Origin of the sequence: Paenibacillus sp. YIM B09110 (assembly GCF_037167145.1) — a bacterium.
Lineage (GTDB): Bacteria > Bacillota > Bacilli > Paenibacillales > Paenibacillaceae > Pristimantibacillus.
This window is the reverse complement of record NZ_JBANSP010000005.1, coordinates 173,758-199,227: the sequence shown is the minus strand read 5'-3', so window position 1 is coordinate 199,227 and position 25,470 is coordinate 173,758. Positions and strand designations below refer to the sequence as shown.

The window sequence follows — 25,470 nt, the reverse complement described above, 5'->3', positions numbered from 1 at the left end:
ACTTGGCAGTGGAAGAGCAAGAAGAACAGTTGTTATGGCCGTATGGAGCGCCGTATTCGTTGGGGGACACGAAGGAGGATCGTCCGGCCATTACAACGTATTTGGTTCAGGGAGAGAATCGTCCTGCCGTCGTCATTTGTCCGGGAGGAGGCTACGGGATGCGTGCTTATCATGAGGGCGAGCCTATAGCCAGGTGGCTGAATACACTTGGCATCTCCGCGTTCGTTGTGCGCTATCGGGTAGCTCCGTATCAATACCCTTGCGCATTGTTAGATGCTCAGCGCGCAATAAGAACGGTACGATATGACGCGAAGCGCTTCGGCGTTGATCCGAATCGAATCGGTTTGCTTGGTTTCTCTGCGGGCGGTCACTTGACGGCTAATGCAGGGACGGATTACGACACAGGCAATCCGAAGGCGGTGGACCCTATTGAACGCCAGTCCAGCAGGCCGGATCTGCTCGTCCTCTGTTACCCTGTCATTACGATGACCGAACCATATACGCACACCGGATCAAGGTCGAACCTATTAGGAGAGGCGGCAAGCTCCGATCACGGCATGAAGGAGCGTCATAGCGCGGAGCTGAACGTAACGGCCGATACCCCGCCGACATTCCTATGGCATACGTCAGACGATGCAGGCGTACCGGTAGAGAACAGCCTGCTGATGGCTGGCGCGCTGCGCAAACATGGCGTCTTGTTCGACCTGCATGTGTATGCGAAGGGCAAGCATGGTCTAGGTCTAGCTGAAGATGAGCTTCATACTAGCGGGTGGACGGATGCCTGCGCTTCGTGGCTAGCGTATAACGGCTTCGAATAACATTGAGCGCTATTCGCAGACGATCACTTGTCTAATGAAATGGCTTTTGCGGACGATGCCGCGATCTCGTATGACGAATCCGGCGTCCGCAATCATTTCGTCAATTGTATCGACCGTAATAATAACGGCTTTGTCAGCGACCCGGCGAGCTTGCTGGAGCAGGCTGAACTGCGCTTCAGGCGTCGAGGTCGAGAAATGATTATAGGGCATGTCCATAATCGCCACATCGTAATGTTTGGTTATATCGGCAATATCGCTGAACGCCACGTCGGTCGCGTAACCGAAGTGAGAGATATTATCCCGCGCGCCTTTCGCAATGAATGGGTTGTAATCGCTGCCCTCGATATCGATCCCCATCGACAACGCTTCAACGAGCACCGTTCCTATTCCGCAGCATGGATCGATGACCTTCACGCCTTCAATCTTCGGCACTGCAATATTGGCCACCGCTCGCGCGACACGCGTACTGAGCGCAATGGAATAATTTTGCGGCTTCTTCATATGATCGAGCCATATCGCTTTGCTCTTGGTGTAGTAGCCTAGGTACCAGCTTCCGCCTAAGGTGACAAGACCGTAGGTGACGTCGGGACGGTGAACATCAGCTTCTCCCTCAATGCTCAGACCGATGTCTCTTTCAATGCCGCGTTGTCTGTCATAATCCCACTTGTCAGCGGCGTCAAGATCGTTGGTTTTGACGAAAATCACCTTGAAGGTCGCGTCCCCCATATGAATCTGCTTCGCGAGCTCGACGACTTCATCGAGCTGCTCGCTTGCGTAGATCACCTCGATTCGTTCTTTCAGAAACGGGCTTCGGTCGGGATGAACCTCGATCGGACTGGCGATAAGGCTAGCGTCGGTGTCTTCCCCGAAGAAGGAGCGCATCTCGAGGCGGCATAAGGATTGCTCCTCCTCACGGTAGGCGTAGGTATATATGAATAATGGCGACTGTTCGTTAACTGTCAATGGGTTCGCATCCTCTTCATCATCGTTATAAATTTGATTTATAAAGTAAGGTATGACACAACGATAGCCTTTTACGCTGCAAAAAGCAAAGGGCTAACGGGCTGAACGTTGCAAGAAATTACGTTTTATATGGTACAATAAGGGCAGTGAAGTCAATGAGGAGATGATTGGGAGATGAGCAAGGAGCAACAGGGCGAGCAAGTAAACGAGCAGGAGCTGCTTCAATATATAACGGAGGAGACAGAGCTTCCGGCAGCAGCCGTGAAGCTGGTGCTCGGACATGCCCAGGCGTTTATTAACAGCGCCAAAGCAAATGCCAAAGGCGAGGTAGATATCGACAGCGATGACCTGGTCGATTATATTCTCGGCCGCCGCGATGTGAAGCTCAATGAGCTTCAAGTAGAATCGATTCTTGACGCTGAGATGGACTACTTAACGGACAAGGGTCTCGCCGGCTACATTGATTAAGCCTCGGAAGAGCAGTTTAGCCTAAGCAAGAGGGTGCCTCAGAAGTCATTTCAAATGACTTTGAGGCACCCCCTTTTAATTTTCATAGAGGATACATCAAATGACATGCAATTGCTTGGCAAAGCGCTCGAGTCAGAAGTTTGTACGAGAAATCGTATAAATCAGAAAGGTAATGTTCTTTAGGTAAGTTAATGTATGAAAAATCGTATAATACGAGCCAGGAACTACCGGAAAAGAATATTTTTGTACGATAAATCACACAAACTATGTAAGAAGTCGTATGGAGCCTGCGAATTGTATGAAAAATCATATAAAACATGTTCCAATCCTAGAGCGCATATGGAATAACAGGTGCATACACCCATTTGTTCAAGGGAATACTCCTCAGGGGTGATGTAATGGCGTGGCAGAAGCAGCAAACATCAGGGGAAGAGACCGTATTCGACCAGCAGCTTGCCCAAAATATCGAAAGACTGAGACAAGAGTTTGGCAACAGTCCGGATTATGTCATTCGATCATACACTCGCAGCCATCCCCCTGTATTTAGTGCTGCTGCTGTTTATAATACGAACTTGGCTGATGAGCAAGCGGTTGAAGGGTTGATCGAGAAGCTGTTCGGAGCAGAGCTGAACGGGACCGGTATCGATGACAGCCATGCGGAGCCGTTAGAATGGGCGGCAACGAGGGCTGCGCTGGCAAGCAGCGCCATCGTTACGCCGAACTGGGACATGGTCGTCGATGCTGCCGTAGCCGGCGATGCCGTATTGTTCATCGACGGCTGTACGGATGCGATTGTCGTATCGACGAGAGGGATGGAATGGCGTGCGATCTCGGAATCGACGACTCAGCTTGTCATACGCGGACCGAAGGACAGCTTCACGGAGTCGATCAGCACGAATATATCTTTAATCCGCCGCCGTATTCGCAATAAGACGTTATGGCTTGAACGATTCTCGATCGGCAATCTGACCGCAACGAATGTGTCCATGCTCTATTTAAAGGGAATCGCGAATGAGCGAACGATACAGGAGTTAAGGCGACGCATGAATGCGATTCAAGAGGACGGCATTTTGGAAACGGGAACGATCGAGAGGCATGTGCAGGACCAGCACTTGACTCCTTTTCCTACGTTGTACAATACGGAGCGGCCGGATGATGTCGTCGGGCATCTAATGGATGGACGAATCGCCGTACTGGTCGATGGGACTCCGTTTGCGTTGATCGGGCCGATCACTTTTTTTCACTTTTTTCAATCCGTAGAGGACTTTTATCAGCGAGCCGATATTGGCCTGTTAATAAGGGTACTTCGTTATATCGGCTATTTTCTATCGATGCTGCTGCCTGCGCTGTACATAGCGGCGATGACCTTTCATCAGGAGATGATTCCGACGCCATTGCTTATCTCCCTTGTTGCGCAGCGCGAAGGCGTGCCGTTTCCCGTCATCGTGGAGGCGCTTCTGATGGAGCTAAGCTTCGAGCTGATGCGGGAAGCAGGAGTAAGAATGCCGCGAGCTGTCGGGCAAGCGGTATCCATTGTCGGCGCATTGATACTGGGACAGGCGGCGGTACAGGCGGGCATCGTGTCAGCGGCTATGGTAATCGTCGTCGCTGCGACCGGAATTGCGAGCTTTACGGCTCCAGCGTTCAGTATCGCGATATCGGTGCGTATATTGCGTTTTGGCTTTATGATGCTGGCTTCGATGTTCGGCTTATTCGGCATCGTAATCGGCCTATTTATTCTGACGGCGCATCTATCGAGTCTTCAGTCATTGGGCAGCCCGTATTTCTCCATTCACAGGAAGGGAAGGAGCAAGTAGAGCATGTTCAAACGCGCTATACTCCTAACTGCACTAATTGCCTTATGCCTGCCCGCGCTCACCGGCTGCTGGAACAGCCGCGAGCCGAAGGAGCTGGCTATCGTGATGGCGCTGGGCATCGACAAAGCGGAGAACGATAAGTATAAGATTACGTTTCAGATTGCGAACTCCGGTGTCGTCGCTCCCGGCGTGGTAGCGGGCGGAAGCTCCTTTGCGGTGCCGATCATGGTGTACTCCGGCACAGGCAACTCCATCTACGAGGCGATTCGCAAGACGTCGCGCAAAGTGCCTCGGCAATTGTTTTTTGCGCATATTAGGCTGATTGTAATCGGGGAGTCGCTGGCGAAGCAGGGAATAGAAGAGCTGTTCGATTTCTTCGATCGTTCGCGGGAGACGAGGCTAACGTCAATGGTGCTCATCTCGCGAGACGTCGATGCATCGCAGATCGTGCAGACGCTCACGCCTATGGAGAAGCTGCCCGCCAACTCGATTATCGGGACGATGGGCTTCACGTCTAAGCTATGGTCGAATAGTATTACGGTCTACATCGACGATCTGATCCGCATGTTGGTGTCCGAAGAGCGGACGCTTCTCGTCAGCGGTATCCGGCTCGTTGGTCAGGTGGAGGCGGCGCAGAAGCGCGAGAATGTGGAACAGGTAAAGCCAAAGGCTATCATTACAATCCAAGGGATGGCGGTATTCGAGAAAGGCAAGCTGAAGGAATGGATCGACGGAAAGCTTGCGCGAGGCGTGATCTGGACGCGAAACGAAATGAAAAGCTCCGTCATGCTGGTCGCGGCGGGCGACAAGAAGGAAGCAATCAGCATTGAGGTGGCACGCGGCAATACGAAGGTTAAGGCGCGGCTCGTTCAAGGGAAACCCGTCTTCCATGTGAACATCTGGGCGGAGGGCTTCATTACGGAGAATGAATCGGAACTTGATCTGAACAAGCCGGAGGCGCTGGATACGCTCGAGCAGGAATGGGCAACTGCGATTAAAGCTGAGGTGGAGACAGCGGTAAAGCATATGCAGACGGATAAGCTCGATGTACTGAAATTCAGCAATGTGATGAAGCGTGCCTATCCAAAGAAATGGCTGGAAGGGCTGAAGGAGGACTGGAACGATACGTTCGCTAGCAGCGAAGTTCAAGTAACGGTTCATACCGAGCTTCGAAACCAAGGCCTCAGGGGCAAATCGTATATTAATAGCATTAAGAAATAGCAATAGACAGCCGTAACGTAAGGCGGGGTGAAGGTAGATGGAAGCGGCGAAAATGAGCAAGTTCCAGTTCTTTTGCCTAGTTATATTGTTCGAGCTGGGCGGCGTTATTGCGCTTGGCGTCGGTCAGTCGTCGGCGCGGCAGGACGTGTGGATTGCCGTGCTTCTAGGCATGCTCCCTGGCATCGTCATCTATTTTGTGTTCAGCGGTCTCTACAAGCTGTATCCGACTATGCCCCTGACAAGCTATATTCCGAAGATCATAGGTCCATTCCTAGGCAAGCCCATCGCCTTTTTGTACAGCGTACATTTTGTCTACCAGTCGGTGCGCAACTTCCGCGGCTGCGCCAATACGATACAAGTATCGGTATTCGATGAAACGCCGCTTGTTGCGCTGCTTGCCTTAATGGCCGTGGCGATGATCTATATCGTTTATTTAGGAATCGATGCGATGCTGCGAACGATTGTTACCTTTCTTCTTGTGCTGTTCGCTTTAGGCTTAGTAGGAAATATATTCATATTCTTCTCCGGAATCGTCCGAATTGATTATCTGCTTCCTGTTCTGGAGAACGGATGGAAACCGGTCATTAATACCGTGCCTTTGACTTATTTTTTGCCTTTCGGCGAGCTATTTGTAAGCACCATGTTTTTTCATTACTTGGGAGGCGGGGCTCAATGGTCGGGTATTAAGGTGGGGTTTGCTGCAATGATCCTCTCGGGGCTTATTATCAGCTATACGATGGCGCTCAATGCAGCCGTATTAGGCCCGGATCTGCTCAGTCGTTCCACATTTCCGCTGTTTGCCGTTACATCGAAGATCAATATCGGGGACTTTATTCAGAAAATGGATGGAATCTCGGTATCCTCGCTTATGATCAGCTATTTTTTCAAGGCGACCATCTATTTCTATGCGGCGGTGCTGGCCGTAACCGATTTATTTAAGCTGAAGAGCATCAAGTCGTTCGCGATTCCGCTTGGAGGCATCGTGATGTTCTCCTCGATTATGATTGCGGAGAATTCCGTAGAAAATTACATCGAGGGATATATAATCAATCCTTATGTGGCGTTTGTGTTCCAGTCGGCCTTTCCGATTGTTCTGCTTGCCGTGGGCTGGTTGAGACGACAGCGGCGAACCGCTTCTTGAGTGATGGGGAGGCGCAACTGCCAATGAAGATGATGGCGCTGAGGAGAACGATCAGCCAATCATCGACGGGCATTCGGACAAAATACGAGAACAGGCTGCGCAGCGCTTCTTCATAGGTCATGCCTTCAAATAGGTTCATCGTGTAATCGTAAGCCATATTAGAAGCGAAATATAGTAAAAATAATAGGAAAAGCTTCATAGATGGTCCTCCTTTCATCGGCTATGATTATATATAACTTGCCGCATTGGACAAGCTATTATGCGGTTCTTTCGTATTAACGGCGGATTCCGTTTTTGAATAAATACCATTTTTGTGCTAAAGTTTTAATAAGAATATCTTATGTTGGAGGTTGGACTATTGGCGAAAGTACATAAAGGATTATCGTTTGGCGAGATCCTGAAACGTTTTATTTTTATTACAATCGGTTCGATCATGATGGGTGTGGCGCTGGAGATGTTCCTCGTGCCGAACCAAGTGATCGATGGCGGGATTGCGGGTATTTCGATCATGCTCGCAGCAAAGACTCCATTGCCTATCGGGCTTTATTTATTCATTGTCAACGTTCCGTTCCTGATCCTAGGCTACAAGCAAATCGGCAAGACGTTCGCGATCTCCACGTTATATGGTATCGCGCTCATGTCGGTAACAACGGCAATGCTGCATCATGTTGAAGCGTTCACGGACGAGAAGCTGCTGGCGGTGCTGTTCGGCGGTCTTATTCTCGGCGCAGGTGTCGGTCTCGTTATTCGTTACGGGGGCTCGCTTGACGGGGTGGAGATCGTTTCGATCCTGATTTCGAAGAAGATGCGTGTGCCTGTCGGACAGATCATCATGATCTTCAATGTTATCGTGTTCATTATCGCTGGCTTCATATTCGGCTGGGATTCGGCCATGTATTCGATCTTCACTTACTATATCGCGATTAAGGTCATCGATATTGTCGTAGAAGGCCTTGAGGAATCGAAGTCGGTAACGATCATCTCCAGCGAGCATGATGAAATATCGACAGCCATTATGGACCGTCTTGGACGGAGCACGACGCTGATCCAAGCGCGCGGCGGCTACTCCAAGGAAGAGACGCAGATGATTTATTGCGTCGTGACGAGGCTGGAGCTCGCGAAGCTCAAATCAATCGTGCAGTCCATTGACGCGAAGGCGTTCATTGCCATCGAGTCTGTATCGGACGTTATGGGCGGCGGCTTCACCAAAGGCAGCATTCACTAAATAGAAAAAAATCCGAACCGCGGTCGAGAGACGCTGGTTCGGATTTTTTTTTTGTACAACTGACCAATTAACGTACTGGCTAACGGACATACAGGACACTAATGGCCATTATTTGGCCGCTGCTACATCGTTACGGACACCACAGACCCTAACTGCACCAATCGAAGCGATTTCGCTGCCAAATACGCCTGTTAGAGTCTTATATGTCCGTAAGACCAGCTAAAATCGTCAATCAAGCTTATAAGGACCTCTGGTGTCCGTTAGCAGGAGCAGATTTTCGTATGCTAATTGGTCAGTCGTAGTTTTTTTTGAGTATAGTCCTATGTTCGGATGTTGATGCGAGTATTCAACATTGGCGTATAAGCTTGACTGCGCTAACGTTAGGCAGATCGTAAAGTATGTTGCGTGCTGAAAGGTTAAGCCGTCGTGGAGTGTCCTGTTGTTGTCGCATCGCGGGCGAGCCCTTTGTCACTGACGCCGAATAGAAAGGCGAGCGCGATGAGCATGCTGCCGGATGCCACGTAGAACAGGATTTGATAGCCGAACAGATCGATCAGTCCGCCCATAAGCGGCGGCGAGGCGATCGCCGCGAGCGACGAGAACACATAGTAGATGCCCGTACGTCTGCCGATGCTTTGCTCCTTGCCAAGTCCGATAATGAAAGGATACGAGTTGATGTTAATCATCGCCCAGCATATACCCCCCGCCAGCATAAGGAGACGCAGCGGTAGCAGCGTATCGATGAACGTGATCGCAGCGAAAATAATAATTAAGCCGGTAACGCCGATCATGATGATCTTTTTCTTGCCGAACCTGCGGCCTAGCAGCCCGCTCGGGATGGCAGCAAGCACGAGCGCCAAGGAGAAGAAGCCGAGCGAGAAAGCGGAATCTCCTTCCTCTAAGCCGAGATGCTTCTCCCCGTATAGAGTGAATAAGGCTTCAACCCCTTGGTAGGAGAGAAACCAGAAGAAGATGGCGCCGAGCAGGAACACCGTCGGACGGTTGAGCTCGCTCTTGAACGACAGCTTCTCTCGGCTCTCGGCAGGGATATAGGCGATGGTATCGCGTTTTTCCTTTATGACCTTTATTAGGATGAATAAGCAAAGGATTGTTACCGCCGCAGAGGAGAGAAACGGCAAGGATTGGTCCGCGTCATACATCTTCGATCCGACGAAGAAGGCAAGCAACGCACCGATGCCGCCCATGAAGTTAATAATCCCGTTCGCCTGCGAGCGCTTGCCATCCGGCGTTATGTCCGGCATCAGCGCGACCGTTGGTGACCGGTACAGGCTCATGGACAAGTTCATAAGCACCATGAAAGCGACTAGCGTAATGAGGCTGACGTGGAACGGAATAAGCGCTACGAATAAGGCGGCCAGCGGCATGCCGATCATAAGGTAAGGCATGCGCTTGCCGAATCGTGTGAACGTTTTGTCGCTTCGATTGCCGATCCACGGCTGCAGGAAGAGCGCGAAGTAGTTGTCGATCGTCATCATGAAGCCAATCAGCGCCACGCTCGACAAGTAATTGTCCAAGAAGAACGGGACGAAAGCGTTGTAAAGCGCCCAAGCAAGGCTAATACTAAAAAAACCAAAGCCGAGCAGCCACGTTTTTTTCATGACGGTTACGCTCCTCTCGATTGCAGCACCAGCGCGAGTCGATCCGGATAATCGGTAATGATGCCTGCAACGCCGGCTTCAGCCAAGCTGACCATCTCGGCAGTCTCGTTAACCGTCCACGGGTGATAGGCAATGCCGTTAACGGCCGCCTCTTCTACCCACTCCGGCAACACGGCATGTTTACTGGCATGCAGCGCCGACGCTTGCAGCGTCTTCGCATACGCCCAAGGTTCATACAGCCCTTCGACATACAAGATGCCGGTACGGATCTCAGGAGCAAGCTGCTTGCATAGAGCAAGCGAATAATGATTGAAGCTGGAAATAATGACGCGATCGGTTAATCCGTAGGTGCGCACCGTGTCGATGACTTGCTGCTCCATGCCTTCATAAAGAAAGACGCCGTTCTTAAGCTCCAAATTCACAATAATGTCTGTGTCTTTCACAAGCTCCAGCAATTGCTCCAATAGAGGTACTTGCTCCTCGGCGAAGTCAGGATTGAACCAGCTTCCGGCATCCAGCCGCGCTACATCGTCATAATCGGTATCCTTGACGAATTGGTTCAGGCCTGCCGTACGCGCGAGTGATTCGTCGTGAATCAGGACGAGCCTTCCGTCCCGCGTTCGTTGTACATCGGTTTCGATCCCTGTCGCGCCAAGCGCCAACCCTTTGATGAAAGCGGCCATTGTATTTTCCGGACAATAAGCGCTCGCCCCGCGATGGGCAAAGTTAATGAGCTGTGTTGTAATCGTGATTCACCCTTTCTGATTGTTGTGTGCGCCTGTGTTTCAACTATAGCTGACGTTTGTTACCGCAATATTAGAAGTGCTGACGGAACGGAAGAATACGTTTTCACAATAATAGTAACCGAATTGAGGCAAATAGCAAGACTTATGTATAGGTTCTACTCTACCCCGTTTTTCGGAAAAGAAATACGGCTTTACATACCCCTGCAGGGTATGATAAGATGCAATTATCAAATATACCCCATGGAGGTATGTGTATGGCGAAGGAAGAAGCGGTAGACGCGAATCATAATCATCAGCATGCGCACGCTACTGACTGCGCCGCGCCGGAATCGAGTGGAGAGCACTGCGGCTCGAAGACGGAGCGCAAGAGCCACCACTCGGATAAGATGAAGGCGAATCTGACGACCCGGCTGAACCGGATCGAAGGGCAAATCCGTGGCGTTAAGGCGATGATAGATAAGGATACGTATTGCGATGACGTGCTTAATCAGATAGCGGCAGCGCAATCGGCGCTTAACAGCGTCGGCAAGCTCTTGCTTGAAGGACATATGAAGAGCTGCATCGTCGAACGTATTCAGGCGGGCGAGAATGAAGTGATTGACGAGCTTCTGACAACGGTTCAGAAATTAATGAAATAATTTGGAAGGGGTAATGATAATGACAAACGTAACTTTGAAGGTTGAGGGCATGACTTGCGGACATTGTGTTAGCGCAGTTGAGAAGGCGGTCGGCAACGCCGGAGCTGCAGGCAGGGTCGATCTGGCAAGCAAGAAGGTTTCGGTAGAATACGATGAGGCGAAAGTGTCGCTGGACGCGATCAAAGCGGCTATCGAGGATCAAGGCTACGACGTTGTATAAGAAGAATCAATCGTTCAATAGTATAGACGGAGGCTGCCTAGGCCTCCCTATTTTTACTTTAAAATATACCCCATATGGGTATGTGGAATGGCGGTGCAAACCAATGAGCAAGGTGCAGGAAAGCATTCAAATTACGGGTATGACTTGCGCGGCATGCGCGAATCGGATCGAGAAGGGGCTTAATCGTATGGACGGGGTTGAGGCTACCGTCAATCTGGCGCTAGAGCGCGCTTCCGTCGTTTATGATTCGGGCAAGCAGGACAGTGTCAGGCTGGAGCAGAAAATAATCGATCTCGGTTATGGCGTCGTGAAGCAGGCGCAGGCAGAGAAAGGTGACTATAAGAAACGCGAGATTCGCAAGCAGCAACTAAGGCTAGGAGTGTCCATTCTCTTGTCGTTGCCGTTATTATGGGCCATGGCCGGACATTTCGCCATGACGTCGTTCGTGCCCGTTCCGGAGATGTTCATGAACGCTTGGTTCCAGCTCGCGCTTGCCGCGCCTGTGCAGTTCATTATCGGCTGGCCGTTCTATGTCGGGGCATACAAGGCTCTTCGCAACGGCAGCGCTAATATGGACGTCCTTGTATCGTTAGGGACATCGGCGGCTTTCTTCTATAGCTTATACCGTACGCTTGAGACATTGAATCCGTCGATGGCTGGGCACGGAGCGCATAATATCGAGCTTTACTACGAGACGAGCGCGGTACTGATCACGCTCATCGTGCTTGGCAAGCTTCTGGAAAGCTTGGCGAAGGGCCGGTCTTCGGAGGCGATCAAGACGCTAATGGGGTTGCAGGCGAAAGAGGCAACCGTTATACGTGAAGGGATTGAGCAGAAAATCGCTATTACCGATGTTGCGGTAGACGATGTGCTTATTGTTAAACCAGGCGAGAAAGTGCCGGTCGACGGCATTGTGATATCGGGTGAATCGACAGTCAATGAATCGATGCTGACCGGCGAGAGCATGCCCGTCGAGAAACGCGAAGGCGATGCGCTCATCGGAGCAACGATCAACAATAACGGCGCGCTGCGCATGAAGGCAACGAGAATCGGCAAGGATACGGCGCTTGCCCAGATCATTCGGGTCGTTGAGGAGGCGCAAGGGTCGAAAGCGCCGATCCAGCGGGTAGTCGATCGCATATCGGGCATATTCGTTCCGATCGTAGTGGGTCTTGCCGTGCTGACGTTCATCATTTGGTTCGCATTCATTGAACGTGGGAACTTCGCACATGCGCTGGAAAAAGCGATTGCCGTACTCGTTATTGCTTGCCCATGCGCCTTGGGTCTTGCAACGCCTACGTCGATTATGGCCGGCTCCGGCCGCGCCGCTGAGCTTGGCATATTGTTCAAGGGCGGCGAGCATCTAGAGAGCGCCCATCGCATAGACACCATTATTCTCGATAAGACGGGAACGATAACGAAGGGCAAGCCCGAGCTGACAGACATTATCCTCGCGAGCTCGTACGAAGAGAAAGAACTGCTGAGGCTTGTAGGCGCAGCGGAGCGTCAGTCGGAGCATCCCGTAGCCGAGGCGCTAGTGACTGGCATTACGTCCCGCGGGATCGAACTGCCGCAATCGGAGCAATTCGAAGCGATACCCGGTCATGGTATCGCGGCCACTGTAGATGGGCAACAATTGTTAATAGGAAATCGGAAGCTGATGGCGATGCGTGACGTAGATGCCTCAGCAGCATACAAGGAACAAGAGCTGCTGGAGGCATCGGGCAAAACCGTCATGCTCATAAGCATTAACGGCAGCTATGCTGGGATGGTCGCTGTAGCCGATACGGTGAAGGACACTTCGGCTGCGGCTATTGCAAGGCTTAAGCAATTAGGATTGGAAGTATGGATGCTGACCGGAGACAATGAGCGAACAGCGAATGCGATAGCCGAGCGGGTCGGCATCGACCATGTCAGAGCCGACGTGCTGCCGGAGCAGAAGGCCAAGGCGGTGCAGCGGCTGCAGGCCGAGGGTAAGAAGGTTGCCATGGCGGGAGACGGCATTAATGACGCTCCGGCACTCGCAGCGGCAGACATTGGCATGGCGATAGGCGGAGGCACGGACGTTGCGATGGAAGCCGCGGATATTACGTTAATGCGCGGCGACTTGAACAGCATAGCCGATGCGATTAAGATGAGCAGGCTGACGATGGCGAATATTAAGCAGAACCTGTTCTGGGCGCTTGCATACAACGTGATCGGGATACCGATTGCCGCTGCCGGCTTCCTCGCACCTTGGCTTGCAGGGGCGGCAATGGCGCTTAGCTCGGTATCGGTCGTATTGAATGCGCTAAGACTGCAGCGAATGAATGGAATCGATAGATAGATGAGAGGGAGTACACGTACGATGAATAATACAGCAGGTATAAGCCTGGCCAAGCGGATAGCATGGGCATCGATCATCAGTGCCAGCCTAATCCTTGCAGGCTGCGGCCAAGCAGAGAATCATGCCGATCACGCTGCGAATGCGGAAGGCGGTGAACAATCGTCCGGCGGTCATGAAGGTCACGGAGCACCAAGCGAAGGGGAGCAGCAGACCGAGAGTGAAGCAGCATCAGATCATGCCGCTGTAAAGTGGAGCTTCCCGTCAGCCGGCATTGCTGCTGGAGAGAAGGTGAAGGCCGAGGTATCTGTCTTCGACAAAAAGGGGCAGCCAATTGATAGCTTCGACATGAACCATGAGAAGCTGATGCATCTAATCGTCGTAAGCGAAGATTTGTCTTACTTCGACCATGTTCATCCCGAATATAAGGAGAACGGGAAGTTCGACGTCGAGCTTGTCTTTCCGTCGGGAGGTGCGTACAAGCTGTATGCGGATTTCATACCGTCGGGAGGCGCGGGAGAAGTGATTGCTGCGAATGTGAATGCTACGGGCGACGAAGCAGCGGCAAGCAAGCTAAAGCCAGATGAGCAGCTTATGAAGACGGTGGAAGGGATTGAAGCAATCTTATCGCTATCCTCCCATCAAGCAGGCGAAGAGGCCGAGCTAACCTTCACGTTCAAGGATGAACAGAGCAAAGCGGATATTACCGACCTGCAGCCGTATTTGGGCGCAATCGGCCATGTCGTCATCGTCAGCGAAGATTTGGGACAATATCTGCATGTGCATCCCGTCGATGATGCAGGCAGCGGCCCTGAAGCCTCCTTCCATACAACATTTCCAGAAGCAGGTATGTATAAGGTATGGGGTCAATTCCAGCGAGATGGCGATACCTTTGTCGTGCCATTCACGATTTCGATAGACTAGGAAGCACCATAGAATTAAGAAGATGCCGCTGCTGATCCACGAAGGAAACTAAAGCAAGAAGGACCTACCGCATGCGATGCGGTAGGTCCTTCTTGCTTTAGCTATTAACTCAACTCTAACGAATCCTACGAACCTTATTTGTGCTCAATTAACTAACTCGGCTTTGTTAAGAATCTAGATATTCTTATTTAATCTCAGAATACTTGATACGACCTCAAACCATATGAATAAGGCTATATGGATTCGTTAGATTGTAATTGGAGTAGAGAAACAATGAATAGAGTTACCTGGATTCGTTAACAATGCCCGAGTGTTGAGTGTTGAGTATAATCTATATCGCTTGCAGACCGGCCCGGTTAAGCAGGTTCCATGGCTTGTTGTAATGCGGCTGGAAGAAGAAGTCGACGAAGCTCAGCTCATCCATCGTCATCTCGTTCTGGATACATACCGACAGCGTATTGATCGCTTGAGTCAGATCGACCTTCGAGAGAATTTGCGCACCTAAGATTCTGCCGCCGTCTGCCTCATAAACAACCTTGAGCAGTACTTTCTCATGAGTTGGCATGAACGCTGGACGGTAGTCGTCTTCAATTGTGACACTTTTCACATTCAATCCCGCAGCAACTGCCGCCGCTTCCGTCATGCCGGTCGATGCAATATTATTATCGTAAATCTTAATGCCCGACGTTCCTTGCGTGCCCAAGTATCTGACCGTAGGTTTCACTAAATTTCTCGCGACGAGCGTCCCCATTCTTACGGCGTTCGTAGCAAGCGGAATGTAGGCGTGCTGTCCAGTCGGATTATAATGAACGGCGCAGCTGTCGCCAGCGGCGAAAATATCCGGTTTGCTCGTGTGCATGTAGCTGTCTACGATAATGGCCCCATTCGGAAGCATATCGACCTGCCCCTTCAATAGCTCGGTGTTCGGTCGGAAACCGATGCAGAGGACGACGAGATCGGCTTCATATTCGCCGGCGGTTGTATTCACCTTCGTTACGCGTCCGTCTTCCCCGGTAAACGATGTAACCATTTGGCCGAGCGCAAGCGTAACGCCTTTGTCCATGAATTGCTGCTCAACGACCGTAGTGAACGACTCATCCAAATATTTGAATAATACACGATCCATATTATCGATTAGCGTTACTTGCTTGCCTAGCTCCTCGAATGCTTCCACGAGCTCGATGCCGATGTAGCCAGCGCCAATGACGGCGATACGTTTCGCATGTTTTGCTTTTTCGATAATCGTTTGCGAATGATTGTAGTTTTTGCATAAGACGATATTATCAAGCCGGGTACCTTCCATCTGCGGGATGATCGGCCACGAGCCCGTTGTCATGACAAGCTTATCGAACGTATCGACGAATGCTTCACCGGTAGTGAGGTTCCGAACCTCAATCGTCTTGGCATCAGTATCGATGGCGAGCACATCATGCTTCATATGGGTTGTTACGCCAACTGCTGCAAGCTGGTCCGGCGAAGCATAGAACAGCTGGTTAGCGTCCTTCACGATACCTGCAACATTCAGAGCAATTCCGCACGACAGGAAGGAGATGTTGTCATTTCTTTCATAAACGGTAATAGCAGCCTCCGGATAAAGGCGGGCCATCTCAGTAATAGCAGCAGTTCCGGCATGTGTACATCCTACAACAACAATTTTCATCATCTTCAAACGCCTCCTTGTATGGGTGCAGACTTCCCGAGGGGGAAGACTCCTAACATCGTGAATTAATTCACAACCAACTATACAATGTGAAAACATTCACAACCACTTCTTGCTATTATCATATTCCTTTCACGACGAAATGACAATGAATAAATTGTGACAAAATTCACAAACAATTTTTTCACCACATCAGAAAGTTTAAGTGCATTACAGTGATAAAACGTAAGGAGATCGTTCTGATTGGCGATAAAAACTTCCGCTTAAACGCGGTCGCTCATCCTCGAAGTACTCCGATAGGAGTTTTTCTCATAATAAGTTTTGGCGGCGATGGCGCTTTGGCAGTTGAATTGTATAAAATAAAGATAGGGGTGAACCGAATCGTAAAAGAGAAAGGGAGGGTGCAATTTGGAATATGCGTTCACAGGTAAGGTTGTGCTTATTACTGGCGCAGGCGGCGGCATTGGACGCGTTGTCGCGCTAGCCTATGCGCAGCAGGGCGCTGTCGTTGTGATTACGGACAAGCTGGAGGACAAGCTCGAAGAAACGGCGAGTCTGCTTCAGGAGAAGGGCTTCGATTCACACCGATATGGGGCCGATATGAGCAAGCCGGAGCAGATTGTTGCCCTGATTGGTCAGATCGGCGAGCTGCTTGGAACGATTGATATCGTCATTAATAACGCGGGATTCGGCATTTGGAAGTCGCCTTATGATCTAGAGCTTGATGAATGGGATGATGTTGTAAATACGAATCTTCGCGGCACATTCGTATGCGCGAGGGAAGCTGCTAAGCTAATGCGTGCAAGCGGAGGCGGCTCGATCGTCAATATTTCTTCGACTAGAGCGTTGATGTCCGAGCCGAATTCGGAGGCGTATGCCGCTTCCAAAGGAGGTGTTTTGTCACTAACCCATGCGTTGGCCGTATCGCTTGGGCCCGATCGCATTACGGTGAATGCGATATGTCCAGGCTGGATCGAGAACGGCGATTACAGTCAGCTTCGTTCCGAGGACCATACTCAGCACCCGGCACAGCGTGTCGGTCGACCTAGCGATATTGCGCGGGCTTGCCTCTACTTGACGAACCCTCAGAATGATTTTATAACAGGTACAAGCTTAACCATTGACGGAGGCATGACGCGAAAAATGATCTATGAGGAGTAGCTCGTCAAGCTAGCGGGTATGTGAAGAGTTGGCATAGGTGCTGCACGCGGCGAACATAATAGAACATATCGTACTTATGAAGAGTTAGGAGCATACCTTTATGTATAATGAAGCGTTGTCGATATTGGATCATAAGATTAAGGCGATCGAGAGCGATACGGGCATGATTTATTTGGTCGGACCGATTCGACTGCCGGTTCACCTTGGCGAAGGAGAAGCGATCTTTCAGTGGTATTGCTGGCTGAGCTGCGAAGAGAAGCTGGAGGACGAAGAGCAGATTATTAAGAAGCTGTCGTCCGTAAACCTTGCCGAGATGCAGCAATCCAGCGTGCTCGTGTATGGCGATTTCGAGGAAGCCGACGAGGCATGGATTCGGATGCACAGCATCTGCCATACCGGCGATATATTCGGCAGCATGCGCTGCGACTGCGGCTTCCAATTACATGAGTCGATGCGCAGAATCGCCCAGAAGGGTGCAGGCGCTCTCTTCTACTTGGCTAATCACGAGGGGCGGGGGATCGGCCTGTTCAGCAAAGCGATGGCCTATCTGCTGCAAGAGAAAGGTTATGATACAGTCGATGCGAATCTCAAGCTTGGTTTTGCCGATGACGTACGCAATTACGGCGACGCGATTAAGGTGCTGAAAGCGCTCCGTTCCAAGCCGGTTTCACTTATAACGAATAATCCGCGCAAGCGCGACGCGATGCAGGAAGCAGGCATGTCGGTAACGGAGCTAATTCCGTTATGGGGCGACAGATCCGAATACAACGAGCGCTACCTGGATACAAAGGTTAATCGGTCGGGGCATCTAACTACGGTATCGGCTTGTCCGAATGATTAGCAGCGTATAAATTGGACAGGGCTGCCCTGCCAGCAGTGAATCTGCTAGCGGGACAGCCCTTAATTATTGCTTATATTTAACCGGACCTATGCGTGAGCGACAGGTCGTATGGAATCCCCATGTTAACAGCAAACAGCAAATGTACTCTTAGTTGCTTAACTACGCATCCTAATACAACGAAAGCCCTACCTCTCTTCCGTCCTTGCGGCTCCGATGACCGCGCCAGTGTGAATCAGAAATAGCACGAAAATTGGTTTGAGAATTAACAGCACAGAAATCAAAATCTGAGGAAAACGTTGAATCCTACTAGGGGATATGCTGAGGGTTAAATATAACACATTCACTACAGTATACACGGATAGCTGGGCAAAAGCAATATATTTTTCAAAAATTGCAAAAAAAGAATGACAATAGTCATTTTGGACACGATAGGAGGGAAGGGGGAGGCGATTAGAATGCCTGATTGGTTGGAAATTGTGCTGCGTACACTCGTTTCCGTCGTTATTCTATTTACACTGACTAAAGTTTTGGGCAAGAGACAAATTTCCCAACTGTCGCTGTTCGAATACATAACGGGAATATCCATCGGTAACATCGCAGCTTATGTATCGCTTGATTTGGACAATCTGTGGTATTTGGGCATCGTCTCGTTAGTAGTCTGGGTTAGCGTCTCGGTCGGTATGGAATATATTACGATGAAGAGCAGAGTTATTCGCGATTTTGTCGATGGGAAAGGAACAGTCATCATTCAGGACGGTCAACTGGATAAGAAGCATCTGCATAAGGAGCGACTCACGCTCGATGAACTGTTGGAGCAGCTGCGCAAAAAGGATGTATACCGGGTTGCCGATGTGGAGTTTGCAGTCATGGAGCCAAGCGGTGAACTTAATGTATTGCTTAAGAAGGAGCATCAGCCGCTTACGGCGGACATGCTCGGCTGGAAGCTTAATAAGGAGACGGAAGCCAAGACGGTCATTATCGATGGACAGGTGCTAAGTGATATGGTTGACGAGAGCGGCTATAGCTTGGAATGGCTTCATCACGAGTTGAAGAAAAAGAAGCTGACGCCGGAAAGTGTTTTTCTCGCCCAGATCGACAGCGATGGACAATTGAACATTCAGACTGGCGACAGAAGGTCGAACCGGGAAAATGCCGGCAAGAAGCCGAAGGATCGGATCGATGCCTTGTCCAAACAATTCGAATCGGAGCTTAAGCGCCTTGGCGAGCTCGCACGCAATGAGGGCGACCGCCGTGCCTATCAGTCGGCGCTTGATCGGTTCCAGGCGGGGTACAGCCCGGCCATGCCTGAGCAGGACCATAACCCATAGCAGAAAAAAATAAGCCTGTCGATCCTTCTATTTTAGTAGAGAAGGATCGACAGGCTTTAATCATTTACTCAGTCCATCTGGCTGCCCAAAGCTTCATTTCTTTTAAAATATGCGTTAGATCCTCGCCCTTTGGCGTTAGCGTATATTCTACCGTTACGGGGACAGTCGGAAATACTTTGCGTTCAAGCACACCCTTTTCTTCCAAATGGCGCAGCGTGGTTGTTAGCGCTCTCGGACTAACTGACGGAATAAGTCTTTGCAATTCACCGAACCGCCTCGTTCCGCAAAATAACTCCCTCAGTACGAGAAAGGCCCACTTGCCTCCGATTACATCCAATGTTTTCTCAATATTGCATTCGATCTGAACAGGCTCTTTAGGTACATAATTATGCGCGCTCACTAAGCCAGCTCCCTTCCTACCATCAGTTACTATTAGTATAGTATATATACTGTAGTTAATAAAATGAATAAACATTCACTACTTTATTAATCGCTAGAACTGCTATACACTACTAGTGAGACGAGGAAAGATTAGAAGGAGTGGATCCATTTGAATTACAGAAGAGTTGGCAAAAGCGGGCTTAAAGTAAGTGAAATCGGACTCGGCAGCTGGCTTACATACGGTACGGCAACAGCTGAGGAAACCGCGCAGGCTTGCATTCATAAAGCATACGATCTGGGCATTAATTTCTTCGATACGGCTAACGCCTACAATAACGGGGCTGCGGAAGAAGTTATGGGCAGTGCTTTGAAAGCGTATTCGCGCAGCAGCTATGTACTTGCGACGAAGCTGTTCTTCCCGATGGGTGCGGGACCAAATGATAGGGGCTTGTCACGCAAGCATATTATGGAGCAATGCGACGCGAGCTTGAAGCGGCTGGGCACGGATTACATCGACCTATACCAATGTCATCGCTTCGATAATGATACGCCGGTGGAAGAGACGCTACGTGCGCTTGACGATCTAACGGCTCAAGGCAAAATATTATACGCAGGCGTTAGCGAGTGGTCAGCGGGACAGATTGCAGATGCAGCATCGATCAGCAAAAACTTGAATCTGCGTCCGCTGATCTCGAATCAGCCGATCTACAATATGTTCGAGCGTTATATCGAGAAGGAGAACGTCATTCAGCAATGTGAGTGGGAAGGTATGGGACAGGTTGTATTCTCACCGCTTGCGCAGGGCGTATTGACTGGCAAATACAAGCCGGGACAAGCGATTCCGCAGGACAGCAGGGCGGCTAACGACAAAACGAACGGTGTCATTAATAGTTATTTGCGCGAGGATGTGCTTGCTTGCGCGGCTAAGCTGGAGGCACTGGCTGCAGAGCTTGACGCTTCGCTATCACAATTCGCGCTCGCTTGGGTGCTGCGTCAGCCGAATGTGAGCTCGGCGATTATCGGTTCGAGCCGTCCTTCTCAGATCGAAGAGAATATTAAAGCGATCAATCTGGACTTAACCGATGAAGTACTTGCACGTACAGAGGATATATTGTCCGAGATCAGCGGCTTCGCGCCAATGAGATAGGCAAGCTGAATACGATTAAGGCTCTCCAGCAAAGCTGCAATAAGCCTGCCGGAGAGCCTTGTTTTTTTTTGCTTCCATTAAAGTGTGCAATTTGGGGACTTATATATAGGAAGAGATTTTTTCGACATGCTATTGTTGACCCCTATTGCGTTGTTGGCGATGTGGAATGACGATTGGGTCGGAGATCGACCTCGGCATGATCGTACCGCCTGCAAAATGATATTTGACCAGGTTGTTGAATTCGTCGAGCGACGGCATAAGCGAACGTCCGCCCCAGGCGATTTTCGCATATTCATTAAAGTGATTGATGAGCTCCATGTTGGCCGAGATATGCACTTCCTGCACAGCAGGGGCCATCTTCCGTATCTTCAGCGCGATCGTCTGCTTCAGCTCGTCAGACAAGTTATTGTAGTCATTGACGGTGAAATAAGAGTTGTACGGACCGGCCAGTCTTCTGTTGTTCGTGTAGTTGCTGCCTGTTGCATGATTGTATACGCCTTCCGTCGTACCCGTATTGTCCTGCTCCACTGTGCCGCCGGAGCTGCGAGTGCCGACAGCCGACCAGTCGAGCATAATGCCGACGTAGGCGTTCTTATCCGTAAGGAACACAAGCCCCGAGGCAATGCCGTTAAGGCTGGACACTTGGTTCGATATTTTGGAGCTGTATTCGAAAAAGGCATTGTCATGCTGATATGGATTAGTCGACATCGTGCCGAATGCTTTGTTCAAGATCATCTTGGGATCTCCGGTTTGCCTGCTGCCGTAATCGGTGTCGCTGTTCTGCGATAATTGCTCGTAATTGCAGCCGGTTGCGACTGCCGAGAAAACTGCAGCAGACAATAATAAAGCGGCAATTCGTTTCATCATAATAGAATGCCCCCCATTCATACGATATTGGCTTTAGCTTCTGCCAGGAGCGCTTAAATATACGTTTCGGGGCGCATACATAATTGACCATGGGTTTGGTGCACAATGTAGGGTAGGTGGACAGATCCGAGACAGCCTGTTGGCAACGTTCGCAAGTGCTGAAAAACGCCCGTATATCGCGATTTTGACAGCTTTGAGAACAATTTGTGAACTCTCTGTGGAACATTGACAAATAGGTGCTTCAACTTTATATTTAATAAAGTGATTTAAGTTGCAGGAGTTGTAAAAACATCTGTGAGAACACGCAGTTAGCCGCTTGCCACGCGAAATTTGGTAACTGCGAAAACGTCAAAAGTGGGGTTGATTAATGATGAAACGGTGGCAATTTGTAAAACGGCTTGCGCCGCTCATGGCCATGATGGTGCTCGTGTTAGCGGCATGCGGACGGGAAGATTTGTCGACGCTGAATCCCCAGGGACCTGTAGCGGAAGAGCAATTCGGACTGATGAAGCTGACGATTGGAATCATGTTGATCGTGATTGTAATCGTATTTGCGATTTCTTTGTATGTAATTATTCGTTTCCGCAGACGTAAGGGAGACAACACGATTCCGAAGCAGGTTGAAGGAAACCATAAGCTGGAGATTATCTGGACAGTAATCCCGATCATCTTGCTTATCATTCTTGCGGTTCCGACTGTACAATCGGTATTCAACTTGTCGAAGGACTACAGCAAAGACCCAGACGCAATTAAGGTAATCGTTACTTCGCACCAATACTGGTGGGAATTCGAATATCCGGAGCTGGGCATTAAGACAGCGCAAGAACTTATTATCCCGACAGGCAAGACGATCTCGATCGAAGCGAAATCGGCGGACGTGCTTCACTCGTTCTGGATTCCTTCGCTTGCAGGCAAGATCGATACGAACCCTGGCGCGAACGTAAACAGAATGTATTTCTCAGCGCCAAAAGAAGGCGTTTACCTTGGCAAATGCGCCGAGTTGTGCGGACCTTCCCACGGCTTGATGGACTTCAAGGTTAAATCGGTAGACGAGTCCTCGTTCGACCGGTGGACGGCAGCTATTCAAGAACCAGTAGCATTGCCAAGTGATCCTGCAGTAGCTGAAGCGTTCCAAAGCAAGTGTCTTTCTTGCCACGCAGTTGGCGATCTAGGCGGACCGGCCTTCCCTAACTTGACGGGTATCGGCAGCCGCGAGAGCGTCGGAGGTATACTCGTTAATACCGATGATCCGCAGTATAGCAATGAGGGTTCCGTATACGATAACCTGTATCGTTGGATCAAGGATCCGGAAAGCGTTAAGCCGGGCAACCAAATGGCCGGTGCTTACGATCTAACCGAGCAGGAGCTTGAAGGTATTGCAGACTACTTATCGAAACTGACTCTCGACTACGAACAATAAATCATCGGTGATTGAAGGAGGTACCTACTTTGGCTCATGCTCATGCTCATACGCATGCGGTCAAACGTCACAGCGGTTTGATGGACTGGCTGACAACGGTTGACCACAAAAAAATTGGAATTTTGTATTTGCTGGCAGGAGGATTTTTCTTCCTAGTCGGCGGCTTGGAAGCCTTATTGATTCGGATTCAGCTTTGGAAGCCAATGAATGACTTCGTAAGTGCTGATACGTTCAATGAATTGCTTACGATGCACGGAACGACGATGATCTTCCTTGCAGCGATGCCGATTCTATTCGCGCTCATGAACGCGATCGTGCCTTTGCAGATCGGCGCGCGTGACGTTGCTTTCCCTTTCTTGAACTCGCTTGGCTTCTGGACATTCTTGTTCGGCGGCATATTACTTAATGTAAGCTGGTTTACCGGCGGAGCGCCGGATGCAGGCTGGACAGCCTATGCACCGCTCTCTGGCACGACATACAATGGCGACCATGGCGTCGACTATTATGTTCTTGGTTTGCAGGTTGCCGGTATCGGTACATTGATCGGGGGCATTAACTTCCTCGTAACGATCATCAACATGCGTGCGCCAGGCATGACATTCATGCGTATGCCGATGTTTACGTGGACGATCTTCATTACTTCCGCTCTAATCTTGTTCGCATTCCCAGCCCTTACGGTTGGCCTTGCGGCACTCATGTTCGATCGATTGTTCGACGCGAACTTCTTCGACCCATCGGGCGGCGGTAATGCCGTACTATGGGAGCATATTTTCTGGATATTCGGGCATCCTGAGGTTTATATCCTCATCCTGCCGGCCTTCGGCGTTATTTCCGAGGTAATAAGCACATTCTCGCGTAAGCGTCTGTTCGGTTACAGCTCCATGGTATTCGCTACAATCCTGATCGGCTTCTTGGGCTTCATGGTTTGGGCGCATCACATGTTCACAACAGGTTTAGGACCGGTTGCGAATGCGCTGTTCTCCATCGCAACGATGTTGATCGCGGTACCGACAGGTATCAAAATCTTTAACTGGCTGTTCACGATGTGGGGCGGCTCGATTATATTCAATACGGCTAACCTGTTCGCAGTAGGCTTCGTGCCAACCTTCGTAATGGGGGGCGTAACCGGCGTCATGCTGGCTGCCGCGCCTGCCGACTTCCAGTATCATGACTCCTACTTCGTCGTAGCGCATTTCCACTACGTTATTGTTGGCGGTCTGATCTTGGGTATCTTCGCCGGCCTTCACTACTGGTGGCCGAAAATGTTCGGCCGCGCGCTGAACGAAACGATTGGTAAATTGACTTTCTGGACGTTCTTTATCGGCTTCCACTTAACGTTCTTCATTCAGCATTTCCTTGGTCTTCTTGGTATGCCTCGTCGTATCTGGACGTACCTTGACGGACTTGGCTTTAACGAAATGAATATGATTAGTACAATCGGCGCGTTCCTGATGGGACTCGGTACGATCTTCTTCCTCTTGAACATTGTTACAACAGCGTTCAAACCGAAGAATGCACCTGCTGACCCGTGGGGTGACGGACGTACGCTGGAGTGGACGATTCCTTCGCCGGCTCCTGAGTACAACTTCGCTCAGACTCCGCTTGTACGCGGCTATGACGCTTATTGGAAAGAAAAGATGGACGGTCACAAAGATATGACACCAGCGGAGCCGCTTGGTCCGATTCATATGCCGTCTCCATCGATTCTGCCTTTCTTTATGGGTCTTGGATTGTTTATCGCAGCACTTGGCTTCATGTATGCGCCAGACTGGGGCAACTTGTTCGACGGCTTCAAAGCTGGTTACGCATTAGGTATTTTCGGCCTTCTCGTCCTGTTCGGATGCATGTTCTTGCGTTCGGTCATCGATGATCACGGCTTCCATATCGAAGAAGAAGAAATCCTCAAAGACAAGGGGGGGAAAGCATGAGCGCACACTCGCATGTAGAGGGGCAATTGCCTCATGAGCCCGAAAAGGCGACCCTCGAGGGACGCAATAAGGTATTAGGTTTCTGGTTATTCCTTGGCGGCGAAACTGTCTTGTTCGGAACGTTGTTCTCCGCGTTCCTGGCACTTCGCCATCAAGTTCTCGGCGGGCCTCCTGCCGAGGAGCTGTTCAAGCTTGGTCTCGTAGCAGCAGCTACGTTGATCTTGCTTACATCCAGCTTGACGAGCGTATTCGCCGTTCAAGCGCTGCACAATAACCAAGTGAAATCATTGATGACTTGGTTAGGGATTACGGTTATTCTGGGTGCAGGGTTCTTGGGTCTAGAGATCTACGAGTTCGTGCATTATGTACATGAAGGCCACGGCTTTACAACGAGCGCATTCAGCTCCTCGTTCTATACGCTCGTCGGCTTCCACGGCGCGCACGTTGCTTTCGGTATCTTGTGGATTACGCTTCTTATCATTCAATTAGGTAAGAAGGGTCTGAACACTACGACGGCTCCTAAGGTATATATTGCCAGCATGTATTGGCACTTTATCGACGTCGTATGGGTATTTATCTTCACCGTCGTGTATTTGATGGGAAAGGTGGGCTAA

At 50.3% G+C, this 25,470-nt stretch carries 23 protein-coding genes; 17 read left to right on the top strand and 6 right to left on the bottom strand.

The genetic code is table 11. The features are described 5' to 3' along the window. Positions 1-2: 2 nt before the first annotated feature. On the top strand, positions 3-818 hold the full coding sequence (locus tag V8F51_RS09660) for an alpha/beta hydrolase (protein WP_442956412.1): 816 nt from the start codon (positions 3-5) through the stop codon (positions 816-818). 9 nt (positions 819-827) lie between these two features. Here V8F51_RS09660 and V8F51_RS09655 read toward each other — a convergent pair whose 3' ends face one another. Further along, entirely contained in the window at positions 828-1,781 is a 954-nt protein-coding gene (locus tag V8F51_RS09655) for a TRM11 family SAM-dependent methyltransferase (RefSeq protein ID WP_337099985.1), read from the bottom strand. 174 nt (positions 1,782-1,955) lie between these two features. Here V8F51_RS09655 and V8F51_RS09650 point away from each other — a divergent pair, with 174 nt between their 5' ends. From V8F51_RS09650 to V8F51_RS09630, 5 genes are all read left to right on the top strand, one after another. After that, entirely contained in the window at positions 1,956-2,249 is a 294-nt protein-coding gene (locus tag V8F51_RS09650) for a hypothetical protein (RefSeq protein ID WP_337099984.1), read from the top strand. Between the two features lie 398 nt (positions 2,250-2,647). Continuing rightward, a complete protein-coding gene (locus V8F51_RS09645) occupies positions 2,648-4,066 on the top strand; it encodes a spore germination protein (RefSeq protein WP_337099983.1) in 1,419 nt (472 codons plus the stop codon). Between the two features lie 3 nt (positions 4,067-4,069). Further along, on the top strand, positions 4,070-5,287 hold the full coding sequence (locus V8F51_RS09640) for a Ger(x)C family spore germination protein (protein ID WP_337099982.1): 1,218 nt from the start codon (positions 4,070-4,072) through the stop codon (positions 5,285-5,287). Positions 5,288-5,324: 37 nt separating this feature from the next. Next, complete coding sequence (locus V8F51_RS09635) at positions 5,325-6,428, top strand: GerAB/ArcD/ProY family transporter (protein WP_337099981.1); 1,104 nt, start codon at positions 5,325-5,327, stop codon at positions 6,426-6,428. Between the two features lie 358 nt (positions 6,429-6,786). After that, the gene (locus tag V8F51_RS09630) at positions 6,787-7,653 is read left to right on the top strand and encodes a YitT family protein (protein WP_337099980.1); all 867 of its coding nucleotides are present in this window, start codon (positions 6,787-6,789) and stop codon (positions 7,651-7,653) included. Positions 7,654-8,069: 416 nt separating this feature from the next. Here the strand turns inward: V8F51_RS09630 and V8F51_RS09625 are convergent, their stop codons facing one another. Both V8F51_RS09625 and V8F51_RS09620 read right to left on the bottom strand, forming a co-directional pair. Next, positions 8,070-9,272 (bottom strand): SLC45 family MFS transporter, encoded by a 1,203-nt coding sequence (locus V8F51_RS09625; RefSeq protein WP_337099979.1) that lies wholly within the window; start codon positions 9,270-9,272, stop codon positions 8,070-8,072. 5 nt (positions 9,273-9,277) lie between these two features. Next, entirely contained in the window at positions 9,278-10,024 is a 747-nt protein-coding gene (locus tag V8F51_RS09620; protein WP_337100234.1) for a glycerophosphodiester phosphodiesterase, read from the bottom strand. Between the two features lie 248 nt (positions 10,025-10,272). Between V8F51_RS09620 and V8F51_RS09615 the strand changes: the two genes are divergently transcribed. The 4 genes from V8F51_RS09615 (at position 10,273) to V8F51_RS09600 (ending at position 14,123) form a co-directional block, all read left to right on the top strand. Further along, a complete protein-coding gene (locus V8F51_RS09615; RefSeq protein ID WP_337099978.1) occupies positions 10,273-10,656 on the top strand; it encodes a metal-sensitive transcriptional regulator in 384 nt (127 codons plus the stop codon). 19 nt (positions 10,657-10,675) lie between these two features. After that, entirely contained in the window at positions 10,676-10,876 is a 201-nt protein-coding gene (locus V8F51_RS09610; RefSeq protein ID WP_337099977.1) for a copper ion binding protein, read from the top strand. 103 nt (positions 10,877-10,979) lie between these two features. After that, complete coding sequence (locus V8F51_RS09605) at positions 10,980-13,202, top strand: heavy metal translocating P-type ATPase (protein ID WP_337099976.1); 2,223 nt, start codon at positions 10,980-10,982, stop codon at positions 13,200-13,202. A 21-nt stretch (positions 13,203-13,223) separates the two neighbouring features. Continuing rightward, positions 13,224-14,123, top strand: coding sequence for a hypothetical protein (locus tag V8F51_RS09600; protein ID WP_337099975.1), 900 nt, complete (start codon positions 13,224-13,226; stop codon positions 14,121-14,123). 331 nt (positions 14,124-14,454) lie between these two features. Here V8F51_RS09600 and V8F51_RS09595 read toward each other — a convergent pair whose 3' ends face one another. Next, positions 14,455-15,783, bottom strand: coding sequence for an FAD-dependent oxidoreductase (locus V8F51_RS09595; RefSeq protein WP_337100233.1), 1,329 nt, complete (start codon positions 15,781-15,783; stop codon positions 14,455-14,457). Positions 15,784-16,191: 408 nt separating this feature from the next. Between V8F51_RS09595 and V8F51_RS09590 the strand changes: the two genes are divergently transcribed. The 3 genes from V8F51_RS09590 (at position 16,192) to V8F51_RS09580 (ending at position 19,113) form a co-directional block, all read left to right on the top strand. Continuing rightward, positions 16,192-16,944 (top strand): SDR family NAD(P)-dependent oxidoreductase, encoded by a 753-nt coding sequence (locus tag V8F51_RS09590; protein WP_337099974.1) that lies wholly within the window; start codon positions 16,192-16,194, stop codon positions 16,942-16,944. Between the two features lie 100 nt (positions 16,945-17,044). Next, positions 17,045-17,785 (top strand): GTP cyclohydrolase II, encoded by a 741-nt coding sequence (locus tag V8F51_RS09585; RefSeq protein ID WP_337099973.1) that lies wholly within the window; start codon positions 17,045-17,047, stop codon positions 17,783-17,785. A gap of 455 nt (positions 17,786-18,240) precedes the next feature. Continuing rightward, the gene (locus tag V8F51_RS09580) at positions 18,241-19,113 is read left to right on the top strand and encodes a DUF421 domain-containing protein (protein ID WP_337099972.1); all 873 of its coding nucleotides are present in this window, start codon (positions 18,241-18,243) and stop codon (positions 19,111-19,113) included. 64 nt (positions 19,114-19,177) lie between these two features. Here the strand turns inward: V8F51_RS09580 and V8F51_RS09575 are convergent, their stop codons facing one another. Next, on the bottom strand, positions 19,178-19,513 hold the full coding sequence (locus V8F51_RS09575) for a winged helix-turn-helix transcriptional regulator (protein ID WP_337099971.1): 336 nt from the start codon (positions 19,511-19,513) through the stop codon (positions 19,178-19,180). A gap of 150 nt (positions 19,514-19,663) precedes the next feature. Between V8F51_RS09575 and V8F51_RS09570 the strand changes: the two genes are divergently transcribed. Further along, the gene (locus V8F51_RS09570) at positions 19,664-20,641 is read left to right on the top strand and encodes an aldo/keto reductase family protein (protein WP_337099970.1); all 978 of its coding nucleotides are present in this window, start codon (positions 19,664-19,666) and stop codon (positions 20,639-20,641) included. Between the two features lie 129 nt (positions 20,642-20,770). Here V8F51_RS09570 and V8F51_RS09565 read toward each other — a convergent pair whose 3' ends face one another. After that, a complete protein-coding gene (locus V8F51_RS09565; protein WP_337099969.1) occupies positions 20,771-21,508 on the bottom strand; it encodes a hypothetical protein in 738 nt (245 codons plus the stop codon). Between the two features lie 367 nt (positions 21,509-21,875). Here V8F51_RS09565 and coxB point away from each other — a divergent pair, with 367 nt between their 5' ends. The 3 genes from coxB to V8F51_RS09550 all read left to right on the top strand — a co-directional run bounded on the left by coxB (position 21,876) and on the right by V8F51_RS09550 (position 25,470). After that, positions 21,876-22,928, top strand: coding sequence for a cytochrome c oxidase subunit II (gene coxB / locus V8F51_RS09560; protein WP_337099968.1), 1,053 nt, complete (start codon positions 21,876-21,878; stop codon positions 22,926-22,928). A gap of 80 nt (positions 22,929-23,008) precedes the next feature. Beyond that, complete coding sequence (gene ctaD, locus V8F51_RS09555; RefSeq protein WP_337100232.1) at positions 23,009-24,856, top strand: cytochrome c oxidase subunit I; 1,848 nt, start codon at positions 23,009-23,011, stop codon at positions 24,854-24,856. Next, positions 24,853-25,470, top strand: a complete 618-nt coding sequence (locus tag V8F51_RS09550) for a cytochrome (ubi)quinol oxidase subunit III (RefSeq protein WP_337099967.1) — start codon at positions 24,853-24,855, stop codon at positions 25,468-25,470. Before ctaD ends, V8F51_RS09550 begins: the two co-directional genes overlap by 4 nt.

What these genes read in the sequence shown, in the direction of transcription:
- V8F51_RS09645 (WP_337099983.1), top strand. Translation starts at nt 2,648, where the DNA reads ATGGCGTGGCAGAAGCAGCAAACATCAGGGGAAGAGACCGTATTCGAC.
- V8F51_RS09625 (WP_337099979.1), bottom strand. Translation starts at nt 9,272, where the DNA reads ATGAAAAAAACGTGGCTGCTCGGCTTTGGTTTTTTTAGTATTAGCCTT.
- ctaD (WP_337100232.1), top strand. Translation starts at nt 23,009, where the DNA reads ATGGACTGGCTGACAACGGTTGACCACAAAAAAATTGGAATTTTGTAT.
- V8F51_RS09585 (WP_337099973.1), top strand. Translation starts at nt 17,045, where the DNA reads ATGTATAATGAAGCGTTGTCGATATTGGATCATAAGATTAAGGCGATC.
- coxB (WP_337099968.1), top strand. Translation starts at nt 21,876, where the DNA reads ATGATGAAACGGTGGCAATTTGTAAAACGGCTTGCGCCGCTCATGGCC.
- V8F51_RS09550 (WP_337099967.1), top strand. Translation starts at nt 24,853, where the DNA reads ATGAGCGCACACTCGCATGTAGAGGGGCAATTGCCTCATGAGCCCGAA.
- V8F51_RS09600 (WP_337099975.1), top strand. Translation starts at nt 13,224, where the DNA reads ATGAATAATACAGCAGGTATAAGCCTGGCCAAGCGGATAGCATGGGCA.
- V8F51_RS09595 (WP_337100233.1), bottom strand. Translation starts at nt 15,783, where the DNA reads ATGAAAATTGTTGTTGTAGGATGTACACATGCCGGAACTGCTGCTATT.
- V8F51_RS09635 (WP_337099981.1), top strand. Translation starts at nt 5,325, where the DNA reads ATGGAAGCGGCGAAAATGAGCAAGTTCCAGTTCTTTTGCCTAGTTATA.
- V8F51_RS09615 (WP_337099978.1), top strand. Translation starts at nt 10,273, where the DNA reads ATGGCGAAGGAAGAAGCGGTAGACGCGAATCATAATCATCAGCATGCG.
- V8F51_RS09605 (WP_337099976.1), top strand. Translation starts at nt 10,980, where the DNA reads ATGAGCAAGGTGCAGGAAAGCATTCAAATTACGGGTATGACTTGCGCG.
- V8F51_RS09610 (WP_337099977.1), top strand. Translation starts at nt 10,676, where the DNA reads ATGACAAACGTAACTTTGAAGGTTGAGGGCATGACTTGCGGACATTGT.
- V8F51_RS09565 (WP_337099969.1), bottom strand. Translation starts at nt 21,508, where the DNA reads ATGATGAAACGAATTGCCGCTTTATTATTGTCTGCTGCAGTTTTCTCG.
- V8F51_RS09640 (WP_337099982.1), top strand. Translation starts at nt 4,070, where the DNA reads ATGTTCAAACGCGCTATACTCCTAACTGCACTAATTGCCTTATGCCTG.
- V8F51_RS09580 (WP_337099972.1), top strand. Translation starts at nt 18,241, where the DNA reads ATGCCTGATTGGTTGGAAATTGTGCTGCGTACACTCGTTTCCGTCGTT.
- V8F51_RS09650 (WP_337099984.1), top strand. Translation starts at nt 1,956, where the DNA reads ATGAGCAAGGAGCAACAGGGCGAGCAAGTAAACGAGCAGGAGCTGCTT.